Source organism: Pinirhizobacter soli, assembly GCF_015905305.1.
Lineage (GTDB): Bacteria > Pseudomonadota > Gammaproteobacteria > Xanthomonadales > Rhodanobacteraceae > Pinirhizobacter > Pinirhizobacter soli.
Genome location: NZ_JADZLQ010000003.1, coordinates 311,718 through 332,284 on the forward strand (window position 1 = coordinate 311,718; position 20,567 = coordinate 332,284).

Annotated in this window: 17 protein-coding genes; 13 read left to right on the top strand and 4 right to left on the bottom strand. The window is 63.7% G+C overall.

Annotated features, from left to right (window positions below; all coding sequences use genetic code 11):
• Positions 1–266: 266 nt before the first annotated feature.
• The 3 genes from NDK18_RS14765 to NDK18_RS14775 are packed head-to-tail and all read right to left on the bottom strand — an operon-like array spanning position 267 to position 2,178.
• On the bottom strand, positions 267–797 hold the full coding sequence (locus NDK18_RS14765; protein WP_250628196.1) for a dihydrofolate reductase family protein: 531 nt from the start codon (positions 795–797) through the stop codon (positions 267–269).
• A 10-nt stretch (positions 798–807) separates the two neighbouring features.
• Complete coding sequence (locus NDK18_RS14770; protein WP_250628197.1) at positions 808–1,449, bottom strand: dihydrofolate reductase family protein; 642 nt, start codon at positions 1,447–1,449, stop codon at positions 808–810.
• Positions 1,450–1,482: 33 nt separating this feature from the next.
• Positions 1,483–2,178 (bottom strand): glutathione S-transferase family protein, encoded by a 696-nt coding sequence (locus NDK18_RS14775; protein WP_250628198.1) that lies wholly within the window; start codon positions 2,176–2,178, stop codon positions 1,483–1,485.
• Between the two features lie 206 nt (positions 2,179–2,384).
• On the opposite strand from NDK18_RS14775, the gene NDK18_RS14780 reads away from it, so the two are divergent.
• From NDK18_RS14780 to NDK18_RS14830, 11 genes are all read left to right on the top strand, one after another.
• Positions 2,385–2,657 carry a hypothetical protein gene (locus NDK18_RS14780; RefSeq protein ID WP_250628199.1) on the top strand — a complete coding sequence of 91 codons (273 nt, stop codon included), beginning with the start codon at positions 2,385–2,387 and terminating at the stop codon, positions 2,655–2,657.
• Positions 2,654–2,923 carry a hypothetical protein gene (locus tag NDK18_RS14785; protein ID WP_250628200.1) on the top strand — a complete coding sequence of 90 codons (270 nt, stop codon included), beginning with the start codon at positions 2,654–2,656 and terminating at the stop codon, positions 2,921–2,923. Before NDK18_RS14780 ends, NDK18_RS14785 begins: the two co-directional genes overlap by 4 nt.
• Positions 2,920–4,461, top strand: coding sequence for a PepSY-associated TM helix domain-containing protein (locus NDK18_RS14790; RefSeq protein ID WP_250628201.1), 1,542 nt, complete (start codon positions 2,920–2,922; stop codon positions 4,459–4,461). The genes NDK18_RS14785 and NDK18_RS14790 overlap by 4 nt, the downstream gene beginning before the upstream one ends.
• A gap of 215 nt (positions 4,462–4,676) precedes the next feature.
• Positions 4,677–5,717: a LacI family DNA-binding transcriptional regulator gene (locus NDK18_RS14795; RefSeq protein WP_345777084.1), complete on the top strand. Its 1,041-nt coding sequence runs from the start codon at positions 4,677–4,679 to the stop codon at positions 5,715–5,717.
• A gap of 260 nt (positions 5,718–5,977) precedes the next feature.
• Complete coding sequence (locus NDK18_RS14800) at positions 5,978–9,016, top strand: TonB-dependent receptor (protein ID WP_250628202.1); 3,039 nt, start codon at positions 5,978–5,980, stop codon at positions 9,014–9,016.
• 95 nt (positions 9,017–9,111) lie between these two features.
• Positions 9,112–10,632: a tryptophan halogenase family protein gene (locus NDK18_RS14805; RefSeq protein ID WP_250626185.1), complete on the top strand. Its 1,521-nt coding sequence runs from the start codon at positions 9,112–9,114 to the stop codon at positions 10,630–10,632.
• A 128-nt stretch (positions 10,633–10,760) separates the two neighbouring features.
• Positions 10,761–12,236 (top strand): glucoamylase family protein, encoded by a 1,476-nt coding sequence (locus NDK18_RS14810; protein WP_250628203.1) that lies wholly within the window; start codon positions 10,761–10,763, stop codon positions 12,234–12,236.
• Positions 12,233–13,516, top strand: a complete 1,284-nt coding sequence (locus NDK18_RS14815) for a sugar ABC transporter substrate-binding protein (protein ID WP_250628204.1) — start codon at positions 12,233–12,235, stop codon at positions 13,514–13,516. The genes NDK18_RS14810 and NDK18_RS14815 overlap by 4 nt, the downstream gene beginning before the upstream one ends.
• Positions 13,513–14,391 carry a carbohydrate ABC transporter permease gene (locus NDK18_RS14820; RefSeq protein WP_250628205.1) on the top strand — a complete coding sequence of 293 codons (879 nt, stop codon included), beginning with the start codon at positions 13,513–13,515 and terminating at the stop codon, positions 14,389–14,391. The genes NDK18_RS14815 and NDK18_RS14820 overlap by 4 nt, the downstream gene beginning before the upstream one ends.
• Positions 14,388–15,209 (top strand): carbohydrate ABC transporter permease, encoded by an 822-nt coding sequence (locus tag NDK18_RS14825; protein ID WP_250628206.1) that lies wholly within the window; start codon positions 14,388–14,390, stop codon positions 15,207–15,209. The genes NDK18_RS14820 and NDK18_RS14825 overlap by 4 nt, the downstream gene beginning before the upstream one ends.
• Before the next feature lie 3 nt (positions 15,210–15,212).
• Entirely contained in the window at positions 15,213–18,350 is a 3,138-nt protein-coding gene (locus tag NDK18_RS14830; RefSeq protein WP_250628207.1) for a discoidin domain-containing protein, read from the top strand.
• 73 nt (positions 18,351–18,423) lie between these two features.
• Here the strand turns inward: NDK18_RS14830 and NDK18_RS14835 are convergent, their stop codons facing one another.
• Complete coding sequence (locus NDK18_RS14835) at positions 18,424–19,107, bottom strand: HAD family hydrolase (protein ID WP_250626190.1); 684 nt, start codon at positions 19,105–19,107, stop codon at positions 18,424–18,426.
• Between the two features lie 113 nt (positions 19,108–19,220).
• Here NDK18_RS14835 and NDK18_RS14840 point away from each other — a divergent pair, with 113 nt between their 5' ends.
• Both NDK18_RS14840 and NDK18_RS14845 read left to right on the top strand, forming a co-directional pair.
• A complete protein-coding gene (locus NDK18_RS14840; RefSeq protein ID WP_250628208.1) occupies positions 19,221–19,631 on the top strand; it encodes a GntR family transcriptional regulator in 411 nt (136 codons plus the stop codon).
• 16 nt (positions 19,632–19,647) lie between these two features.
• Complete coding sequence (locus NDK18_RS14845; RefSeq protein ID WP_250628209.1) at positions 19,648–20,556, top strand: ABC transporter ATP-binding protein; 909 nt, start codon at positions 19,648–19,650, stop codon at positions 20,554–20,556.
• Positions 20,557–20,567 lie beyond the last annotated feature (11 nt).

Here is a 20,567-nt window from a genome sequence, read left to right on the forward strand (position 1 = left end):
GGGCGGCGGGCGAGCCAGGGTAGAAAACCGCACCAAGTCCGGCCGGGCTTACGCCCGCCTGGTCGCCCGCCAAATGACGGAATAATCGAACACCGCAACCGAAGTTGCGGGGCCCGACTTGGTGATGGGTTTCTACACCCGGTTGCCGATGTCTTGGCAACCCACGAATGATCCCAGAAACATCAGGCGCAGTTCCATCCGAATGGTCTCAAAGTTGGATGGCAAAGCCGATCGGATGATGCTCAAAAGTAGCCGATGCCGCGCCACTAGCCAGGAACGTACGTCAGCCTGATCACGTTCTCGACGATCAACTCGTTGGCCACGAGGCGCAGCGGCGGCCTAGGGCCTGCGAAGAACGGTTTGCCGCTGCCAACCACGACGGGGTGAAGGTAGATTTGATACTCGTCGATGAGGCCAAGATCGCCCAGGCTTCGCGCCAGGTCTGGGCCGGCGACTTCGATCTCCCCGGGGTGTTCTGTCTTCAACCGCCGCATCGCCGCCTCGACGTCATCGGCGACAAGGGTGGCGTTCGGGCCGACTGACTTAAGCGAGCGTGACACGACCCATTTCGGTTTGCTTTGCCACGCCGCTGCGAACTCGCGTTCCGCCGCATCCCAATCGGGCAAGTCTTCGTCCCAGTAACGCATGACCTCGTACATGCCGCGGCCGTACACCATGCCGGTCTGGTTGCGCACTTGCTCTATGAAGTGGCGAAAGAGCGACGCACCCGGCGCAAATGCCTGGTGGTCGATGTAGCCATCCAGGGACTGGTTCAATCCGTAGATAAGTTTAGCCATGGAAATTCTCCTATGCCGGCCGGTAGATTGCCCCCACAACGCCCGTGCTGAAAGTGGTCATGCTGATCAATTTCAGATCGACCGGGCTATGCGGTTTGGAGAACAGTGGAAAGCCCTGGCCCAGTAAGATGGGATGAATGCCCAGTCGATACTCGTCAACCAGCCCGGAGGCGACGAGGCTTTGCGCGAAGCGGGCGCCTCCATGGGCAAGGATGATCTTGCCCGGCTGTTCCTTCAGCCGGCGAATTTCCTCCGCGAGATCGCCACGTGCCACCGTGGGTTCGGTCCACGACTTAAGAACGGCATCTGTTGGCGTAACGCCATGCTGCTTCGCACTGAGTGCCTTAGCTTCGGCGAACGTCTTCGTCAGCCGATCCGCCAGCGCACCGTCCTTGATTCCCGTTTTCGAAAAAATCACCTTGGGGACGTCGTTCATCGGCGCTGCCATCGGCGTTTCCGCATAGGGCCAGAACGCCGCCATGTCGCCGTAGCTCTGGCTGCCCATGATGTGTGCGCCAGCTTCGGCAAGCGTACCGAGGGTCCACGCCCTGGAATCGGGGGCCGACGACCGGAACATCCAGTCGAGCTCGCCGTTCGGTCCGGCGACAAAGCCGTCCAGGGATATGGACATCTTCAGCACTAGCTTTCTCATGGTTGTCTCCAAGGTTGGCTGTCGTGTTTCACATCATTGAATGGGCGCTTGAGCAAGCCACGCCCTCGTGGCGTGACATGTATTCATGGCCCGCTGGTAGCCTTCGCGTGCGCTCATGCGGGCCATATAGGATTGCTCTGCCTCGCCGAGGGTGATGCCTCCACTTCTTCGGGCCAACCCCAGGGCATAGGCCACCGAAATGTCAGCCGCCGTGAACGTCTCGCCGGCAAGATAGGGCGTGCGCGCAAGCTGCTGCGTGACCAGCATCAACCGGCTCTCGAAAACTTCCAGCGCCTGGCCAGCGCTCCAGTTCTGCCGCTCGGACGCTGGCGCGAAATTGCGCGCGCCAACGACGAAGTAGATGGAGGCGGCGAGACCGGCTTCGCCCAAGTGAAGGAATTGCTGGTAAGCGGGGAAGGCAGGGTCGTGCGGTCCGGGTGCGAGTGGCGTCGGCCCGTAGCGGGCCATCAGGTATTCCATGATCGCAATGGACTCGACCATCGTGACGTCGCCGTCCCGCATCGCTGGAATGAAGCCGGCGGGATTGATCGCCAGGAACTCTGCGTCATCCTCGACGCCGGCCAACAGATCCACCGGCCTGAGCTGGTACGGCAGCCCCATCTCCTCCAGCAGCCAGACGACCCGGAACCCCCGTCCTTCGCCGAAGACGGTGATCGCTTCACCATCCTTCGCTGATGCGGCCCGATTCAGTGACTCACGTTGCGACATAAGTCCATCCCAGTTTGTAGCGGTGGGTACCACCTCCGCATGCCCATGGACTGGAGCGCGGGTTCTGTCCTTACGTCGAACGGCAGAGCGCTGGATCGACAGGCAAAGCAAAATAGTTGTGGGGCAGTCGTCCCGAAGGGCCGCCGACGCGCTTTCGAGGGGCCGTGCTCTTGAAAAGCGACCTCTAAACGAGAATAATTCTCGTTATGATCATTTTCGCCATCCTCCTGGCCTCCTCGGCCGCGGCCTTCTGGTACATCGCCAGCACCCAGCAGCGCCTGCTGGCCCGGCGTGCCGGGCGGGCTGCGCGCATGGCCGGCTGGGTCCTTGCCGTGGCGGCGCTGGCGCTGGCGATCGCCTCCATCGACACCCTTCCCGGCATTTTCGGCGCCCTGTCGGCGCTGATGCTCGGCGGGATCACCCTTCCCTACGTGGCGTGGTGGCTTAAACCCGCCTCCGCCCGGGAGCGGCAACCGTGATCGGCCGCAGCCTCGCCGGCGTCCTGTTGGGCCTGACACTGGCCATCGCCCTTACCGGGCTTGCCGTGCTGTGCTGGCCTGGCGGCAGCATCCGCGTGCTGGTGCCGGCGGTGGTCGTGTTCTTTCCTCTTTATATGGTGCTGATCCTGGCCGCCTTCCTGTATCGCACCGCCTCGCGCGCCTGGGGCTGGATGGCTGTGGCGAACCTGGCGGCTTTCGCGGCGTTGTGGATCGCCCAGCGCACGCTGCCGGGCCTGCCTTCGTGAGGGCAGAAACGCGCCGTCGGCTGACGGAGCTGCACACCTGGACCGGGCTGATCGCGGGCTTCGCGCTGTTCATCGCGTTCTACGCAGGTGCGTTGAGCGTATTCCACGATGAGATCGATACCTGGGCGGTGCCGCATCCGCCGGCGGTGTCCACCAACCTGGTCGCGCGCGGCGATGCGCTGATGGCGAAGATCGTGGACGAACATCCGGCCGCGCGCGCGCAGATCGGCATGACCTTGCCCGGCGATCATCCTTCGCACGAAGTGGCGGTGTACTGGTTCGACAAGGACTGGCACGTTCAGGGCCTGGACGATGCCAAGCCGCGAGGCGAGGACGATGAGCGCGAAGGACTGGCCGACTTCGTCTATTCCTTGCACTACACGCTGGGCATCCCGGAGCTTGGCATCTACCTGATGGGCCTGGTGTCCATCGTCTACGGCGTGGCGCTGCTGAGCGGCGTGCTTATCCATCTGCCGCACTTGGTGCAGGACCTCTTCGCGTTGCGTCCGGGCAGGAACCTCAAACGCCTGTGGCAGGACGCCCACAACGTGATCGGCATCCTTAGCCTGCCCTTCCATGTGATCTTCGCCATCACCGGCGCGCTGATCTGCCTGATGACCATCGCCATGGTGGCCTTCAACGTGATGGCCTTCGACGGCAAGCTCGTGCCGCTGGAAGATTCGCTTACAGGCGCCAGCCCAACGATCACCGCCAGCAAGGTGCAAGCGCCGATGCTGCCACCGCATGTGGCCGTGGAGAAGGCGCGCGCCGTGGCGCTGGCCTCGGGGGCGGAAGGCTTCGATCCCGATTACATGCGTTACCTGCAGTACGGCGATCGCAACGCAGCGGTGGAAGTGCGCGGACGCTCAGGAAAAACGTTGGGCGAATACGGAAGCGTGGCCCTGAGCGCGGTGGACGGACGCGTGCTGCGCGTGCAGGTGACTGGCGCGCGCGACGCCAACCATGCGACCTATGCGGCGATCTTTGGCCTGCACTTCGGCACCTTCGGCGGCACCGCGGTGAAGTGGCTGTACTTCTTGCTGGGGCTGGCCGGTGCCTTCCTGTTCTACTCGGGCAACCTTCTGTATATCGAATCGCGGCGCAAGCGCCGCTCAGCCGATCAGCCGCTGAAGGTGCGCGCGATGGCGACGGCTACGGTGGGGCTGTGCCTGGGCTCGTGCGCAGCCATCGCGGTGACGTTCTGCGCCAACCTGGTGGCGGCAGCTTCTGGCGCCGACGCCACGATGATCGTCAAGCCGGTGTTTTTCGTGGCACTGGCCGCCGCGTTCGGATGGACGCTGTGGCGACGGCCCGCACGCGCGGCAGTGGATCTGCTGTGGCTGACGGCCGCCCTGAGCCTGGCAGTGGCCATTGCCGATATCGCCTTGCATGGCCTGCGCGTGGAAGGCGGCGGGGCGGCCCTGGCGGTGAACATCACTTGCATCGGCATGGCCGTGGGTTTCGCAAGCCTGGCCCGGGCCACCGCGCGACGTGCGCGAAGCGGCGATATGAACAGTGTGTGGGCTGTTGCCGGCTAACATTTCGCGTTGCAGTGCAGCAGCCTTTTCACGTGCCCTATACATCATTCAAATCAGACAGTTATCGCTAAACCTGCAGGTTCTTGCAGGTCCATGTAAGCGTTTACGTGGCAACGCACCAACGGCCATTTTTCGATTGCTTTACAAACCCCCATGAAAACGTTTACGTTCCGCGCCACAGCACCCGGATAGGGTCGCATCGGGGTTTCGAACGCGTGAGTGTGACGATCAAAGATGTCGCCCGCATGGCCAACGTGTCCGTGGCCTCGGTGTCGCGCGCGTTGAACGGCCATGGCGGCGTCACCGCCGAAACCCAGCAGCGCATCCGTGAAGTGGCTGCGCGCCTGCGCTACGTACCCCATAGCGCCGCCCGCAGCCTGATTACCCGCCGCACCCATACCATCGGTGCGTTGCTGCCGGATCTGCACGGCGCCTTCTTCTCCGAACTGATCCGCGGCATTGACCTCGCCGCGCGCGCCCGGGGCTTGCACCTGTTGGTCTCCAGCTCCCACGGCGACGCCGAGGAAGCGGCAACGGCCTTGCGCGCGATGCAGGGACGGGTGGATGGCTTCCTGGTGATGACGCCGCACGCCGATGAAGCCTTCATCGAACAGAACATGCCCACGCCCACGCCGGCGGTACTGATCAATACCCACGTGCCCGGGCATCGGCACGCCGTGGTGGACATCGATGACCGCGGCGGTGCCCGCGCGATGGTGCAGCACCTGGTGGACCACGGCCGCCGCCGCATCGTTTTCATTGCCGGCCCCGAGGCCAACAACGATGTGCGCGAGCGCGAGAACGGTTACCGCGAGGCGCTGGAGGCCAATGGCCTGGGCGCCAACCAGCTGATCATCAACGGCGATTTCAGCGAAGAGTCCGGTTTCCGCGCCGCCCAGGCGATATTGGGCATGAATCCCCGTCCGGACGCGATCTTCGCGGCCAACGACATGATGGCCATCGGCTGCCTTTCCGCCCTGGCCGAGGCCGGCGTGAACGTTCCCGGCGACATCGCCGTGGGCGGCTTCGACGATATCCCGATGGCGCGCTATGTATCGCCGCCGCTCTCCACGGTGCGCGTGCGCATCGCCGAGCTCGGCGAGACGGCTATGGAGCGCCTGGCGCAGATGATCGAATCGGGTGAGGACATGGTGGTGCCGCCGCGCCACGTGGCCGGCACCGAGCTGGTGGTCCGCGCCTCGTGCGGCGGTTCGGCGCCGTCGCGACGACGACACGCACCGCCCACCGGCGCCTGACCGGGCGTCGCATCCCTTAACGGGACAGCGCCGCCAGTTGAATTCAGTAAGACAAGAAATAAAGGACCGGCAGCACCGACAGGACCGACGTACCACTGACCCGCGGCATGGGGAGGGCACCGAGGCATGAGGCAGCAAGACACAACAACAAACAGGCGTTCGCCGTCGATGACGACGGGACTGGCGCCGATGCCTGATACCCGCCCGACCTGGGCCAGACAACAAGACACTTCAAGTATCGCCATTTTGGGAGGGGAGCCATGAGCACCGCAGTTAAGTTCCGCAAGAAGATCCTGGCCAGCGTGATCGCCGCGTCCGTGACCGCGATCGCCATCGCGCCGACCGTCGGCTTCGCGCAGACGGCCACCGCCAACCTGCGCGGCAAGGCCGCACCGGGCTCGACCGTAACGGTCAAGAACCCGGACACGGGCCTGGTGCGCAAAGCGACGGTGGGCGCGGATGGCTCCTACGGCATCATCGGCCTGCCGCCGGCCACCTATACCGTGGATGCCGGCCCGGGCACCGAGAAGCAGGTGACATTGACGGTGGCCTCCACCGCCACGTTGAACCTCACCGCGGAAGCTGCCGCAGCTCCTGGTGCCGCCAACGCCACGAGCCTGCAGGGCGTGACCGTTTCGGCCAGCACGCTCAACGAGGTCAAGACCCCGGAAGTGGGCCAGACCATCTCGCTGCACCAGATCCAGACCATCCCGCAGGTGTCGCGCAACTTCCTGGAGTTCGCCGATACCGTGCCCGGCATGGCGTTCAACGTCGACTCCGCCGGCCACACCAGCCTGCGTGGCGGCGCGATGAACAACAGCTCGGTGAACGTGTTCATCGACGGTGTTGGCCAGAAGAGCTACGTGAAGGAAGGCGGCGTGTCCGGCCAGATCAACAGCCAGGGTAACCCGTTCCCGCAGCTGGCGATTGGCCAGTACAAGGTGATCACCACCAACTACAAGGCCGAGTACGACCAGGTGTCGTCCGCCGCGGTGACCGCCGAGACGAAGTCCGGCACCAATGAATTCCACGGTGAGGTGTTCGACACCTACACTTCCGACAAGTACCGCAGCCGCACCGCGGGCGAAGAGGCCCCGGGCGCCGACAAGGCTCGTTCCTCGGAGAAGGAATACGGCTTTGCCCTTGGTGGTCCGATCATCAAGGACCAGATGCACTTCTTCATCGCCTATGAAGAAAAGAAATTCGATACGCCCATCACTGTCACGCCGGGCGGCCAGGCGCCGGCCAATATCGCGCAGTTGCTGCCGGCTTCCGCCGCCGCCGAGCTCGGACCGGCTGACCTGCCGTTCAACGAGAAGCTGTACTTCGGCAAGATCGACTGGGAGCTGACCGATCGCGACCGTATCGAGATCTCCACCCAGGTGCGCCGCGAGGACCAGGCCGACAACATCGGCACGGGCCAGGCCCGCTCCGCCTCGATCGTTACCGAGAACCACGACACCCGCGGCCTGTTCCGCTGGCAGCACAGCGGCGACAACTACTTCAACGAGTTGAACGCCACCTACGAGAATGCCTCCAACGATCCGACGCCGTTGAACTTCGGCAACGGCGCGGTGTACAACTATCGCCCCCAAGGCGACAACAACGGCGTGCTCAATACGGGCTCTGCCGGTCCGCTGGCCACCCAGATCAAGGGACAGGAAGGTCCGTCACTGTCCGACGACATCACTTTCAATGATTTGTCGTGGCACGGCGACCACACCGTAAAGCTGGGCTGGAAGTACAAGGAAGTGACCCTGCACGCGCAGGATGCCGGCAACGTCAATCCGCAGTTCTCCTACGACGTGACTGACACGGGTACGCAGGCTGATCCGTACCAGGTGAACTTCTCCAACCCGGTGGCTGGCCTTAACCCGATCTCGGAAACCAAGAGCAAGCAGTACGGTGGTTACATCCAGGACGACTGGGCGGTTACCGACAAGCTCACCCTGAACCTTGGCGTTCGTTGGGACCTGGAGCGCACGCCGTCTTACGTTGATTGGGTGACCCCGGCCAACGTCGTCGATGCCTTCAACCAGCTCGACCCGGCGGCTCAGGGCCAGTTCCCCGGCCAGACCTACGCGCAGACCCTGGCCAAGGGTGGCGTCAACATCAACGACTACATCAGCAACGGCAAGAATCGCCATCCCTACAACAAGGAATGGCAGCCGCGCCTGGGCTTCTCGTACGACCTCTTCGGTGACGAGGCGCACGTGATCCACGGCGGTGCGGGCCGTTCGTACGACCGCAACCTGTACGACTACCTGCAGCTGGAGCAGACCAAGTCGGCCATTCCCATCCAGCAGGTGAACTTCAACACCGCCGAGCGCCCGTGCGACCTCACGGCGTCCAACTGCATTGCCTGGAACCCGGCGTACCTGGGCACCAATGGCTTGCAGCTGTTGCAGTCGCAGTTCTCCTCGTCCAACACCGGACAGGAGATCGACATGATGAACAACAAGCTCAAGGCCCCGTACTCCGACCAGTACAGCCTGGGCATGAGCAACCAGGTAGGCGATTGGCAGACCGACGCCACCGTCACCCGCGTGCTCAGCTACGACGGTTTCGCCTTCACCCTGGGCAACCGCTTCCCCGATGGCTCGTTCTTCCAGAACGGTGGCCAGCCGTGGAACAACGGTGTGCCGGGCTTCGGCAGCCTGATCATCGGCAACAACGGCATCCGTACCCGTACTACCCAGGTGCTGCTGTCGGCCAGCAAGCCGTACACGAAGGAGTCGGGCTGGAGCACGACGTTCGCCTATACCTACACCCGCGCCTACCAGAACCGGGACATCAACGAGCACTACTCGTTCGACGAAGAGCTTATCGGCAATTATCCATTCATCCTGTCGAACGCGGCGCCCAAGCATCGCTTTGTCTCTACCGGCGCGATCGACGGCCCGTGGGGTTTCAGTTTCTCGGCCAAGCTCACGCTGGCCACGCCCACGCCGTATAACGCCGTTGCCAACTACGGCCTGATCGGACCGAACGGCGAAGCTGGCATCCCGAAGACCTTCGTCCCCGGTGGCAGCAAATTCCTGTTCGGTGGCAATATCTTCGGCTACCGCGACGTCGACCTGCAGGCCACCAAGGACTTCAAGATCTGGGGCGATGTTGCGGCCTATATGCGCTTCGACATCTTGAACGTGTTCAACTGGAAGAACTTCGATCCTGCCGCGGTGGTTACCAACTACGGTTCGAACGGTGTGTTGAACAGCAACCCGGTGACCTACGACAAGCACGGCAATATCGTCTTCGTGCCGCGCACGGCGAGGTTCACCGTGGGCCTGAAGTTCTAAACGCCGCGACAACCGCTTAAGGACGAGGCCCGCCATCGCGCGGGCCTCGTTTTAAGTGGCACCATGTAACCGTCTCTCCCGAAGGACTTCATGCCATGACTGATCCGGCCATCAGGAATATCGTCATCGTCGGCGGCGGTACGGCCGGCTGGATGGCGGCGTCCGCGCTTTCCCGCACCTTGGGCAAGAGCGTATCGATCCGCCTGATCGAATCGGACGAGATCGGCATCATCGGCGTGGGCGAGGCCACCGTCCCGCACCTGAAGCTCTTCAACAACCTCTTGGGCATCAACGAGGCGGATTTCGTCCGCAAGACGTTCGGCAGTTTCAAGCTCGGCATCCAGTTCGTCGATTGGCTGCGCATGGGCGAAAGCTACATTCATGGCTTCGGCAGCATGGGGCATGAGGTTGGCCTGATGCCGTTCCACCAATACTGGATCAAGGCCATGCACAAGGGCATGGCGAAGACGAATCTTGGCCCGTATTCGGTGAATTCCATGGCGGCGGTGAAGAACAAGTTCATGGCTCCCGGGCTTGATGTACCGGCCAATTCGCCCCTGGGGAGCGTGGCCTACGCGTATCACTTCGACGCCGGGCTATACGCAAAATACCTGCGCAATTACGCCGAGCTGCTGGGCGTCAAGCGTACGGAGGGCAAGATCCTGGGCGTCGAGTTGAACCCGATCTCGGGTTTCGTCGACGCGGTGAAGCTTGAAAGCGGCGAGCGCATCGAAGGCGAGCTCTTCATCGATTGCTCGGGCTTCCGCGGCCTGTTGATCGAACAGGCGCTGAAAACAGGCTACGACGAATACACCCAGTGGCTTCCTTGCGACCGCGCCATGGCAGTGCCGTGCGCGAATGTCGGCGAACCCACGCCCTATACGCGCTCCACCGCGCGCGAGGCCGGCTGGCAGTGGCGCATTCCGCTGCAGCACCGCACGGGCAATGGCTATGTGTACTCCAGCAAGCACATTTCCGACGACGAGGCCGCGGCAAAACTGCTCTCGCGCCTGGATGGCGAGGCGCTGGCCGATCCACGCCCGCTGCGCTTCGTTACCGGCTTGCGCAAGAAGCCCTGGAACAGGAACGTGGTGGCGATTGGCCTGGCCAGCGGTTTCATGGAACCGCTCGAATCCACCAGCATCTTCATGATCCAGTCGGGTATCACGCGGCTGTTGAAACTCTTCCCGGAACGGGATTTCTCGCAGGTATTGATCGACCGCTACAACGATCAGGTGACGTTCGAATCCGAACGCATCCGCGATTTCCTGATCCTGCACTACAAGGCCACCGAGCGCACCGACACCGATTTCTGGAACCAGTGCCGCACGATGGATATCCCGCAAAGCCTGCAGGACAACATCAACCTCTTCGCCGACAGTGGCCGTTTCTTCCGCAACGCCGAGGAAATGTTCGCCGATGTCAGCTGGGTGCAGGTGATGGTGGGGCAGGGCATCGTGCCACGCACGCATCATCCCCTGGTGGACCAGATGCCCGATAGCGACCTTGCCGGCTTCATGGCCAGCATCGAGAACGTGGTGGGACAGTGCGCCGACGCGATGCCCATGCATTCACAATTCATCGCCCAGCATTGCCCTGCCGAAAAAGTGGCTTGAGCGGTCGGCCTGCGTCATAACTTGCAGTTTCCGTGGAGGCCTTAAGAGGCTATATTCACACTGCTGATGTAAACGTTTTCATGGGTTCGACGTTCCCCGACGCAGCGCCCCGAAGAAGGTTCCCCCCCATGTCGATCCTGAAGTCCTCTACGCTTGTCCTCGCCCTCACCGCCTTGGTGGCTTGCGCGGGCGCTACGGCCGCCCCGGCCAACCATCCCGCCAAGGCTCACAAGGCCGATTCGAAGCTTATGCAAGTCAATAAAGTGCCTGCGAGCATTGACGATCTTGAACGCCGTACCTTTGCCTGGTTCTGGGATGCGGCCGATCCGAAGACGGGTCTGGTACCCGACCACTACCCTGGTGATTCGTTTGCTTCCATCGCCTCGGTGGGTTTCGGCCTGACCGCCTACGGCGTCGGCGCTGAACGTGGCTACATCACCCGCGAACAGGCGGCCGAGCGCACGCTCGCCACCTTGAAGTTCTTCGATGAGGCCACCCAGGACGACAGCGAAGATGGTGCCACCGGGTTCCACGGGTTCTTCTATCACTTCCTGGACATGAAAACCGGCAAGCGTTTTTCGCGCTGGGTGGAACTGTCCAGCGTGGACACCACGCTGATGATGGGCGGCGTGCTGTTCGCGCAGTCGTACTACGACCGCGACAATCCGCAGGAAGCGCAGATCCGCGAACTGGCCGACAAGCTCTACCGCAACGTCGACTGGCCCTGGATGCAGAACCACGCCCCGCTCATCAGCATGGGCTGGACACCGGGCGGCAAGTTCATCGAAAGCGACTGGCGCGGTTACAACGAAGGTTCGCTGGTGTACATCCTTGCGCTGGGCTCGCCCACGCACCCGGTGGCCGATGGCGCCTGGAATGCCTGGACGCACACGTACGACGCCACCTGGGGAGAGTTTTACGGGCAGACCTTCCTGAACTTCGCACCGCTCTTCGGCCATCAGTTCAGCCAGGTGTGGGTGGACATGCGCGGCATCCGCGACGACTGGAACCGCGAGAAGAACCTGGATTATTTCGAGAACAGCCGGCGTGCCGCGTATTCACAGCAGGCCTACGCGATCGCCAATCCCGGCAAATTCGAAGGCTACGGCAAGAATGTCTGGGGCCTGTCGGCCAGCAACGGCCCGGGCGGCATCATCGTGGAAGGCGGCGACCAGCACCGGGAATTCCACGGCTATACCGCGCGCGGCGCCGGCCGCGACTACATCTCCGACGATGGCACCATCGTGCCCATGGCCGCGGGCGCTTCCATCGCCTTCGCCCCGGAGATCGTTATTCCGGCGCTCGAGGAAATGAAGAAGCGCTGGGGCAAGTACATCTACAACAAGTATGGGTTCGTCGACGCCTTCAACCTGACTTTCCAGACGCCCACCGACTTGCGCACGGGTAAACTGGTACCGGGCGTGGGCTGGGTGGATACCGTGCACATCGGCATCGACCAGGGCCCGATGCTGCTGATGATCGAGAACTATCGCAGCAACTTCGTCTGGGATGTGATGAAGAAGAACCCCTACATCCGCAAGGGCCTGGAGCGCGCCGGTTTCCGCGGCGGTTGGCTTGACGGCGCGGCCACCGGGGCAAAGTGAGGTTCGCCCCCGGCCATCGCGCATGGGTCGTGCTGGCGGCGGTGCTGCTGGCTTCCTGCGCGAACAAGAGCGCCGGCGTGGTGGATATCGATTTCTGGACCATCGGCCGCGAAGGCGAGGCGATGGCCAAACTCGTTCCCGCCTTTGAACGCGAACACCCCGGCATTCGCGTGCACGTGCAGCAGATGCCGCTCACCGCTGCCCATCAGAAACTCTTCACCGCCTTCGCCGGCAACTCGATGCCGGATATCACGCAGCTGGGTAATACCTGGCTACCGGAAATGCAGGCGCTGAACGCCATCGAGCCGCTCGATGGCTATGTGGCCGCGTCGAAGGTCGTGGACAAGACCGACTACTTCCCCAGCATCTGGGCCACCAATACCATCGATGGCAAGCTCTGGGGCGTGCCGTGGTACGTGGATACGCGGCTGTTGTTCTATCGGGTGGATATCCTCAAAGAAGTCGGTTTCGACGGTCCGCCGCGTACCTGGGACGAATGGCGCCGCCAGCTGGCGGCCATCCGTGCGCGAGGCGATGGCAAGGGTTTTGCCGTCCTGCTTCCCACCAATGAATACGAACCCCTGATGTCGCTTGCGCTGCAATCGGAGCAGCCGCTGCTGCGCGATGGCGGCCGCTACGGGAATTTCCGCAGCGAGGGATTCAAGCGTGCACTCGCCTTCTACGTCGATACCTTCAAGGCGAAGCAGGCGCCGACCATCACCAATGTCGAGGCGGGCAACCCCTGGACGGAATTCGGTCGCGGCGTGTACGCGTTCTACCTCTCCGGGCCCTGGAACATCGGTGAGTTCCGCAAGCGCATCGATGCGAAGGACCAGGACGACTGGTCCACTGCGGCGCTTCCCGGCATAGACGGCCCGGGGGCATCCAACGCCGGCGGCTCGAGCCTGGTGATCTTCCGCAGCTCAAAACACAAGGAAGAAGCCTGGGAGCTGGTGGAATTTCTCTCAAGGCCGGATATCCAGCGACAGTTCTACGACCTCCTGGGCGACATGCCGCCCAGGCGCTCGTCGTGGGAAGGCGGAACGCTCGCCAACGATCCGAAGGCCCGTGCCTTCCGTGACCAACTCGAGCGCGTGGTGCCGTCGCCCGCCGTGCCCGAATGGGAGCGCATCGCCACCGAGATGCAACTGGTGGCGGCGCAAGCGGTGGCCGGGCAGATCTCCATCGACGATGCCGCCGCCGAGATCGACCGCCGCACTGATCGCATCCTGGAAAAGCGCCGCTGGGTGCTGGACCACGCCAGGGAGCATGCCCCGTGAGCCGCCAGAACGCCGCCTGGTGGTTCCTGGCTCCCGCCCTGATCGTCCTGGGCCTGTTCTTCCTGCTGCCGGTGATCGCGGCGCTGTTGCTTAGCCTGACCGACTACGACCTCTATGCCCTGGCGGACGTGCGCAACCTGCGTTTCGTCGCGCTGGCCAATTACTGGGATCTGCTGCACCGGCCGCTGTTCTGGTCGGCGCTGGGCCACACGTTCTATTTCGTGATCGTGGGCGTGCCGCTGTCGATCGCTACCTCGCTTGGCGCGGCGTTGCTGCTTAATTCACCGCTGGCACGGTTCAAACCGTTCTTCCGAACCGCGCTGTTCGCACCGGTGGTGACCACCGTGGTCGCGGTGGCGGTGATCTGGCGATACCTGTTCAACACCAAGTACGGCTGGGCCAACTATGGGCTCAGCGGGCTTGGGATCGATCCGATCGACTGGCTGGGAGACCCGCACTGGGCCATGCCCACCATCATCCTTTTCGCCGTATGGAAGAATTTTGGCTACAACATGATCATCTTCCTGGCGGGGTTGCAGGCGATCCCGGCGGATCTCTACGAAGCCGCCCGCATCGACGGCGCCTCGGTGCCCAGCCAGTTCCGGCACATCACCCTGCCGATGCTGGCGCCGACTCTTCTGATGGTGAGCATCCTTACCGTCTCCGGTTACTTCCAGCTGTTCGCCGAGCCCTACGTGATGACCGAGGGCGGCCCACTGCAGAGCACTACCAGCGTGCTGTACCTGATGTACGAGGAAGGCTTCAAGTGGTGGAACTTAGGTTCCGCCTCGGCCGTGGCCTTCCTGCTGTTCGTGATCATGTTCGTGGTCACCGCCGGCATGCTGCGCCTGTCCCGGCGCAAGGTGGCTGCATGAGCCCGCGCATGGCCAAGGCGCTGGTCAACGGCCTGCTGCTGGGCGGCGCGGTGGTGGCGCTGTTCCCGCTGGTGTGGATGTTGTCGGTGTCGTTCATGCAGCCGGGCGAGGCAAGTTCGCTGCCGCCGCCGCTGCTGCCGCGCCATTTCACCTTCGACAACTACCGGGAATTGTTCGTGCACGCCGGTATGGGCCGGTACTTCGCCAATAGCTTATTGGTATCGGCCGCGATCACCGTGTTCTCGGTGCTGATCAATGTGATGGCGGGCTATGCCTTCGCCAAACTGCGCTTCACCGGCCGGCAGCGGCTGTTCCAGGCCCTGGTGGGGGGCCTTGTGATTCCCGCGCAGGTGGCGATGTTGCCGCTGTTCCTGCTGCTCAAATACATCGGCCTGATCAACACCTATGGTGCGGTGATCGTGCCGGCATTGGCCACGATCTTCGGCATTTTCCTCGTGCGACAGTACACAAGTGGCATCCCGGACGACCTGCTCGAGGCCGCGCGCATCGACGGTGCGGGCGAGGCGCGGATCTTCATCCAGATCGTGATGCCGCTGTTGAAGCCGATCATGGTGACGCTTGCCATCTTCACTTTCCTGGCAGCCTGGAACGACTTCATGTGGCCGTTGATCGCGCTGACGGGCCAGGAGCACTACACCCTGCCCATCGCACTGGCATCGCTTTCACGTGAACATGTGCAAGATTCGGAGTTGATGATGGCCGGCTCCGTGGTTACCGTAGTACCCGTGCTCGCCCTCTTCCTGGCCATGCAACGCTATTACCTGGAAGGCCTCCTGCTGGGCAGCGTCAAGGGATAACGGATGAAGTTTCGCCAAGCGGTGCTGCTCGCGCTTATCGTTGCCGGCAGCGCGCAAGCTGCACCGCAACGCCTGCTCGATGGCTTCGAAAGCAAGGCCGGCTGGCAGGCCCTGCATAGCGACGATGTCGCAGCGTCGCTGCGTGAAGACCAAGGCGTGGACGGCAAGGCCTTGTGCCTGGATTTCGATTTTCATGGCGTGTCGGGGTCGGCTTCGATCAAGCGCATGCTGCCGATCGACTTCCCGCCGAACTTCGCCCTGTCCGTGCAGGTGCACGGGCAGATGCCCGCCAATACCCTGCAGCTGAAGCTGATCGACGAGAGCGGCGACAACGTGTGGTGGTACCAGCGGCAGGATTTCGTTCCCGCCAATGCCTGGGAATACATCCAGGCGCGGCGCCGGCAGGTGGAATTCGCCTGGGGTCCGACCAAGGACCGCACCCTGCGCCATACGGCCGCGGTGGAACTGATGGTGTACAACGCGCACGGCGGCCGCGGCAATGTGTGCTTCGACAACCTCTCGCTTACGCCGCTGCCGCCCGAGGCCACCACCTTTCCCACGCCCGTAGCCACGGCTAGTTCTTCCTTGTCGGGATTTCCAGCTGGTGCGCCGCTGGAAAGCAGCCTTGGCACCGCGTGGCGGAACGATCCCTCGCGCGGCAAGGATCCGAGCTACACCATCGACCTCAACGTGCAGCGCGACTTCGGCGGCGTGGTGCTGGATTGGGAGCCGGGCCACGCCGCGTCGCGCTATAGCGTGGACGTGTCCGACGACGGGCGCATGTGGCGAACCGGGCGCACGGTGGTCGATGGCAACGGCGGGCAGGATGCGATCTTCCTGCCGGAAACCTCCGCCCGCTACCTGCGCGTGGCCATCCATGGCGATGGACCGAAGCCATACGGGCTTTCACGCCTGACGCTTAAAGACCTTGCCTGGGGCGCCACGCCCAATGCCTTCTTCCAGGCGCAGGCGAAGGGTGTGCGTCGCGGCCTGTATCCGCGGGGTTTCTCCGGCGAGCAGTCGTACTGGACTCTGCTCGGCGTGGACGGCGACAGCACCAGCTCCGCCTTGCTGTCCGAGGACGGCGCGCTTGAAGTGGTGCGCGGCGGGTTCTCGATCGAACCGATGCTGCTGACAGGGCAGGGCGCTGTGACCTGGGCCGATGTGACCAGCCGGCAAAGCCTGGCCGATGGTTACCTGCCCATTCCCACGGTGATCTGGCACAGCGGCGATCTTTCGCTCGAGACCACGGCCTTCGGCGCCAGGGACGACGGCGATTCGGTCACGGCCGTGAAGTACACCGTGCACAACAACTCGATGCAGGCGCGCGAGGTCACGCTGGCCTTGCTCGCCCGGCCTTTCCAGGTGAACCCGCCCACGCAGTTCCTCAATTCCCCCGGCGGCACCAGCCCGATCCACGATTTCGCCTGGGATGGACGCACGCTCACCGTCAACGGCAACCGCTACCTGCAACCCCTGCAAACGACCGACGCGTTCGTAGCGGCAAGCTTCGATGCCGGCAATCTTGCCGAGCGGTTGGCTGCGGGCGAAGAGCCGAAGGTCAACACCTTGCACGACGATTTCGGCTTTGCCCAGGGCGCGTTGCTGTACAAGCTCACGCTCGCGCCTGGAGCAAGCCGGGATATCGGCCTGATCGTCGATCCCGCCCACGCACCTGCACCTGCTGCCGACGGCTGGCTGGACGACACCCTGGGCAACGTGGCCGACGACTGGCGCGAGAAACTCAATCGCGTATCGATCACGGTGCCGGCGCATGCGCAGGCGGTGGTGGATACCGCCCGCACCGCGCTGGCGCACATCCTGCTGTCGCGCGACGGTCCGGCCCTGCAACCGGGCACGCGTTCGTATGCGCGCACCTGGGTGCGCGACGGCGCGATGATGACCGAGGGCCTGCTGCGCATGGGCCACGAGGACACCGCGCGCGACTTCGTGCAATGGTATGCCCCGCATCAATTTTCCAGCGGCAAGGTGCCGTGCTGCGTCGACGCACGCGGTTCGGATCCGGTACCCGAGAACGACAGCCACGGTGAACTCATCTTCAGCATCGCCGAGCTCTACCGCTATACGCGAGACAACGCCATGCTGGCATCGCTGTGGCCGAACATCCGGCGCGCGGTGGTCTACATGGATCAGTTGCGCGCCAGCGAAAGTACGGCCACCAACACCGCGCCCGACCGGCGCGCGCTGTACGGGCTGATGCCGGCGTCGATCAGCCACGAAGGCTATTCGGCCAAGCCGATGCATTCGTACTGGGACGACTTCTGGGCCATGAAGGGCTATGACGACGCCGTGGACATGGCCCACGTGCTGGGCAAGACCGACGACGAACAGCGCTTTGCGCAGTCACGCGACGCGTTCCGCCAGGATTTGCACGCCTCGATCGACCTTGCCGTGAAGCAGCACGGCATCGGCTTCATCCCCGGCGCCGCGGAGCTGGGCGATTTCGACGCCACCTCCACCACCATCGCCATTTCCCCGGGCGGGGAACAGGCGCGGCTGCCCAAGGCACTGGTGGACGGCACGTTCGAGAAATACTGGCAGGGCTTCGTGGCGCGCCGCGACGGCAAGGCCGCTTGGGAAGACTACACGCCGTACGAATTGCGCACCGTCGCTACCTTCGTGCGCCTGGGCTGGCGCGACCGCGTGCAGGGCTTGCTTGATTTCTTCTTCACCTCGCGTCGCCCGTCGGCATGGAACCAATGGGCGGAAGTCGTTGGCCGCGATCCCCGCAAGCCGCGTTTCGTCGGTGACATGCCACACGCATGGATTGCATCGGACTACGTGCGTTCGGTGCTGGACATGTTTGCCTACGAGCGTGATGCGGACCAGTCGATCGTGCTCGCCGCCGGCATCCCCATGAGCTGGCTCGACGGCGAAGGCATCGGCATCCAAGGCCTGCGCACCACCCGCGGCCAGCTCGGCTACACACTCCGCCGTGACCGCGACGGCGTGCACCTGCAAGTGGACGAAGGCATCGACCTGCCCCCTGGCGGCCTGGTGTTCCCTTGGCCCGGCAAGGACACCCCCGGCGCCACCACCGTCGACGGCAAGCCCGCCACCTGGAAAAACGGCGAACTCACCCTCCACAGCCTCCCCGCCCAGGTCACCGTCACGCACTAACCTCCACTAGGGGTCAGAGTCATAGTGACGACGCGCACGCCGCTCTCACTATGACTCTGACCCCTAGTGGGGGTTAACTGCGCGCGGCGACTTCGTCGATGTGCAGGAGTAGGTCGGCGGGATCGGCGAATACGCGGTATGCGCCGGCGCGTTCTAGCTCGTTTTCGCCATAGCCACCCGATAGGAGGCCGATGCCCAGCGACCGGGCGCGTTGCGCGGCCAGCATGTCCCAGATGCTGTCGCCCAGTACCACCGCTTCGCGGATGTCCATGCCCAGGCGCTCGGCGCAGGTCACGAAGAGATCGGGGTCCGGCTTGGCATGGCGTACCTGGTCGCGCGTCACCACGGGCACCTTCGACGGATCCACGCCCAGTGCTTCGAGGTTGTGCGCCGCCGTTTCCATCCGTCCGCTGGTGGCGATGCCCCACGGGATGCCGGCGTCGGTGAGCCACGCCAGCAGGGCTTTCGCACCGGGTAGCGGCTTGACGCTGCCGGCGGCGGCGAGCCGTCCGTAGGCCGCGGCATGGCCAATGCGCAGGCGCTCGACGCGGTCGTGGGTAATCTCCAGGCCCGTTTCGCGCAGCAGGATGTGGGTGAACAGTCCGCCGCTCATGCCGATCTTGCGGTGGATGCGCCAGACGGACAGGTCGATGCCCTCGGCGTCGAGCGACTCCTTCCAGGCCAACACATGCTGGTAGACGCTATCGACAAGGGTGCCGTCGAGATCGAATAGAAAGGCGGTCTTGCTGCGTGGCATGGGGGAATCCAAAGCAGGGGAGCGACCATCCTAACGCGACGTGCCTTGCGGACTATTGACACGGAGTGCGGATTGATACTGTACTAGTACTCACAGTACAGAAGGCCCTGACCATGACCCGAGTCCGACCCCTCGCCCTGCAGATCGCGCCGGGCGATGCGCGCCCCATCAGCAAGCAGATCGTCGATGCGGTACGCCTGAAGATCGCCACGGCGGAACTGAAGGCGGGCGACCAGTTGCCCAGTGTGCGCGGGCTGGCACAGCAGCTGACGGTCAACCCCAACACCGTGGCCAAGGCCTATGCCGAGCTCTCGGCCGAAGGCTGGCTGGAGGCCCGGCAAGGCCTGGGCCTCTACGTGGCGGCCCCGCGCCAGCGGCTTTCCGAAGACGAACGCGAGCGCCGCATGGAAGAGGCCGTGGCGCGCTTCGTCCACGAAGTGGCTGCCCTTGGCTTCACTCCCGCCGAGGCGCTGGGCCGCCTCGACATCGCGCTGCGTGTGCTTGGCCCACGCAAATCCGCCTGATACGGACTTCCCACCCATGACCGACACCCCCGTCATCGATACCCGCCAGCTGGTAGTGCGCTACAGCGACAAGTTGGCCATCGACCACCTGGACCTGCGCCTGGAGCCGGGCAGCGTCCACGCCATCGTCGGCGCCAACGGCGCCGGCAAATCCACCTTGTTCCGCGTGTTGCTGGGCTTTCAGAAGCCCTCGCTCGGCAGCGCGAGCATCCTGGGCTGTGACAGCCAGTCGCTGTCACCCGCCGATCGCGGCCGGATCGGCTTCGTCAACGAAGAGCACACCTTGCCGCCATGGATGGCCGTGCGGGACGTGCTGCACATGCAGCGCCGCCACTACGCACGATGGAACCAGGCCGCGTACGACGAAGTCTCCGGTCACTACAACATCGTGCCGAAGCAGAAGGTCGGGCAACTTTCCCGCGGTGAGAGGGCGGGACTGAACCTTGCACTGGCGCTGGCGCAATCGCCGGAACTGCTGATCCTGGACGAACCCACGCTTGGCCTTGACGTGGTGGCCAAGCGGGCCTTCCTCGAATCCATGCTTTATTCCCAGGAGAGGGAAAACTGCACGGTGGTGTACTGCTCGCACCAAATGGACGAGGTGGAGCGCGTGGCGGACAACCTGGTAATCATGGAGCGCGGTGCGCTGCGGCATGTCTCCCCGCCGGAAGAATTCTGCGCCCGCGTGGCCTGCTGGATCGCCGAGATGCCGTTCCGCGGCCCGGACCCAGCGTTGATACCTGGGCTGCTTCGCACCCATCGCATCGATGGGCTGCATCACTACCTGGTGTTCGACCAGGGCGACAGCTTCGCTGCGTTCCTGCGCGAACACGGTGCGCGCTCAATCGAGCGCATGCCGGTAGGTCTGGACAGCGCCATCAACGGTTTCCTATCCCGCCACCATGCCATGCCCAAGGCGGCCTGAGAGCAAGATTC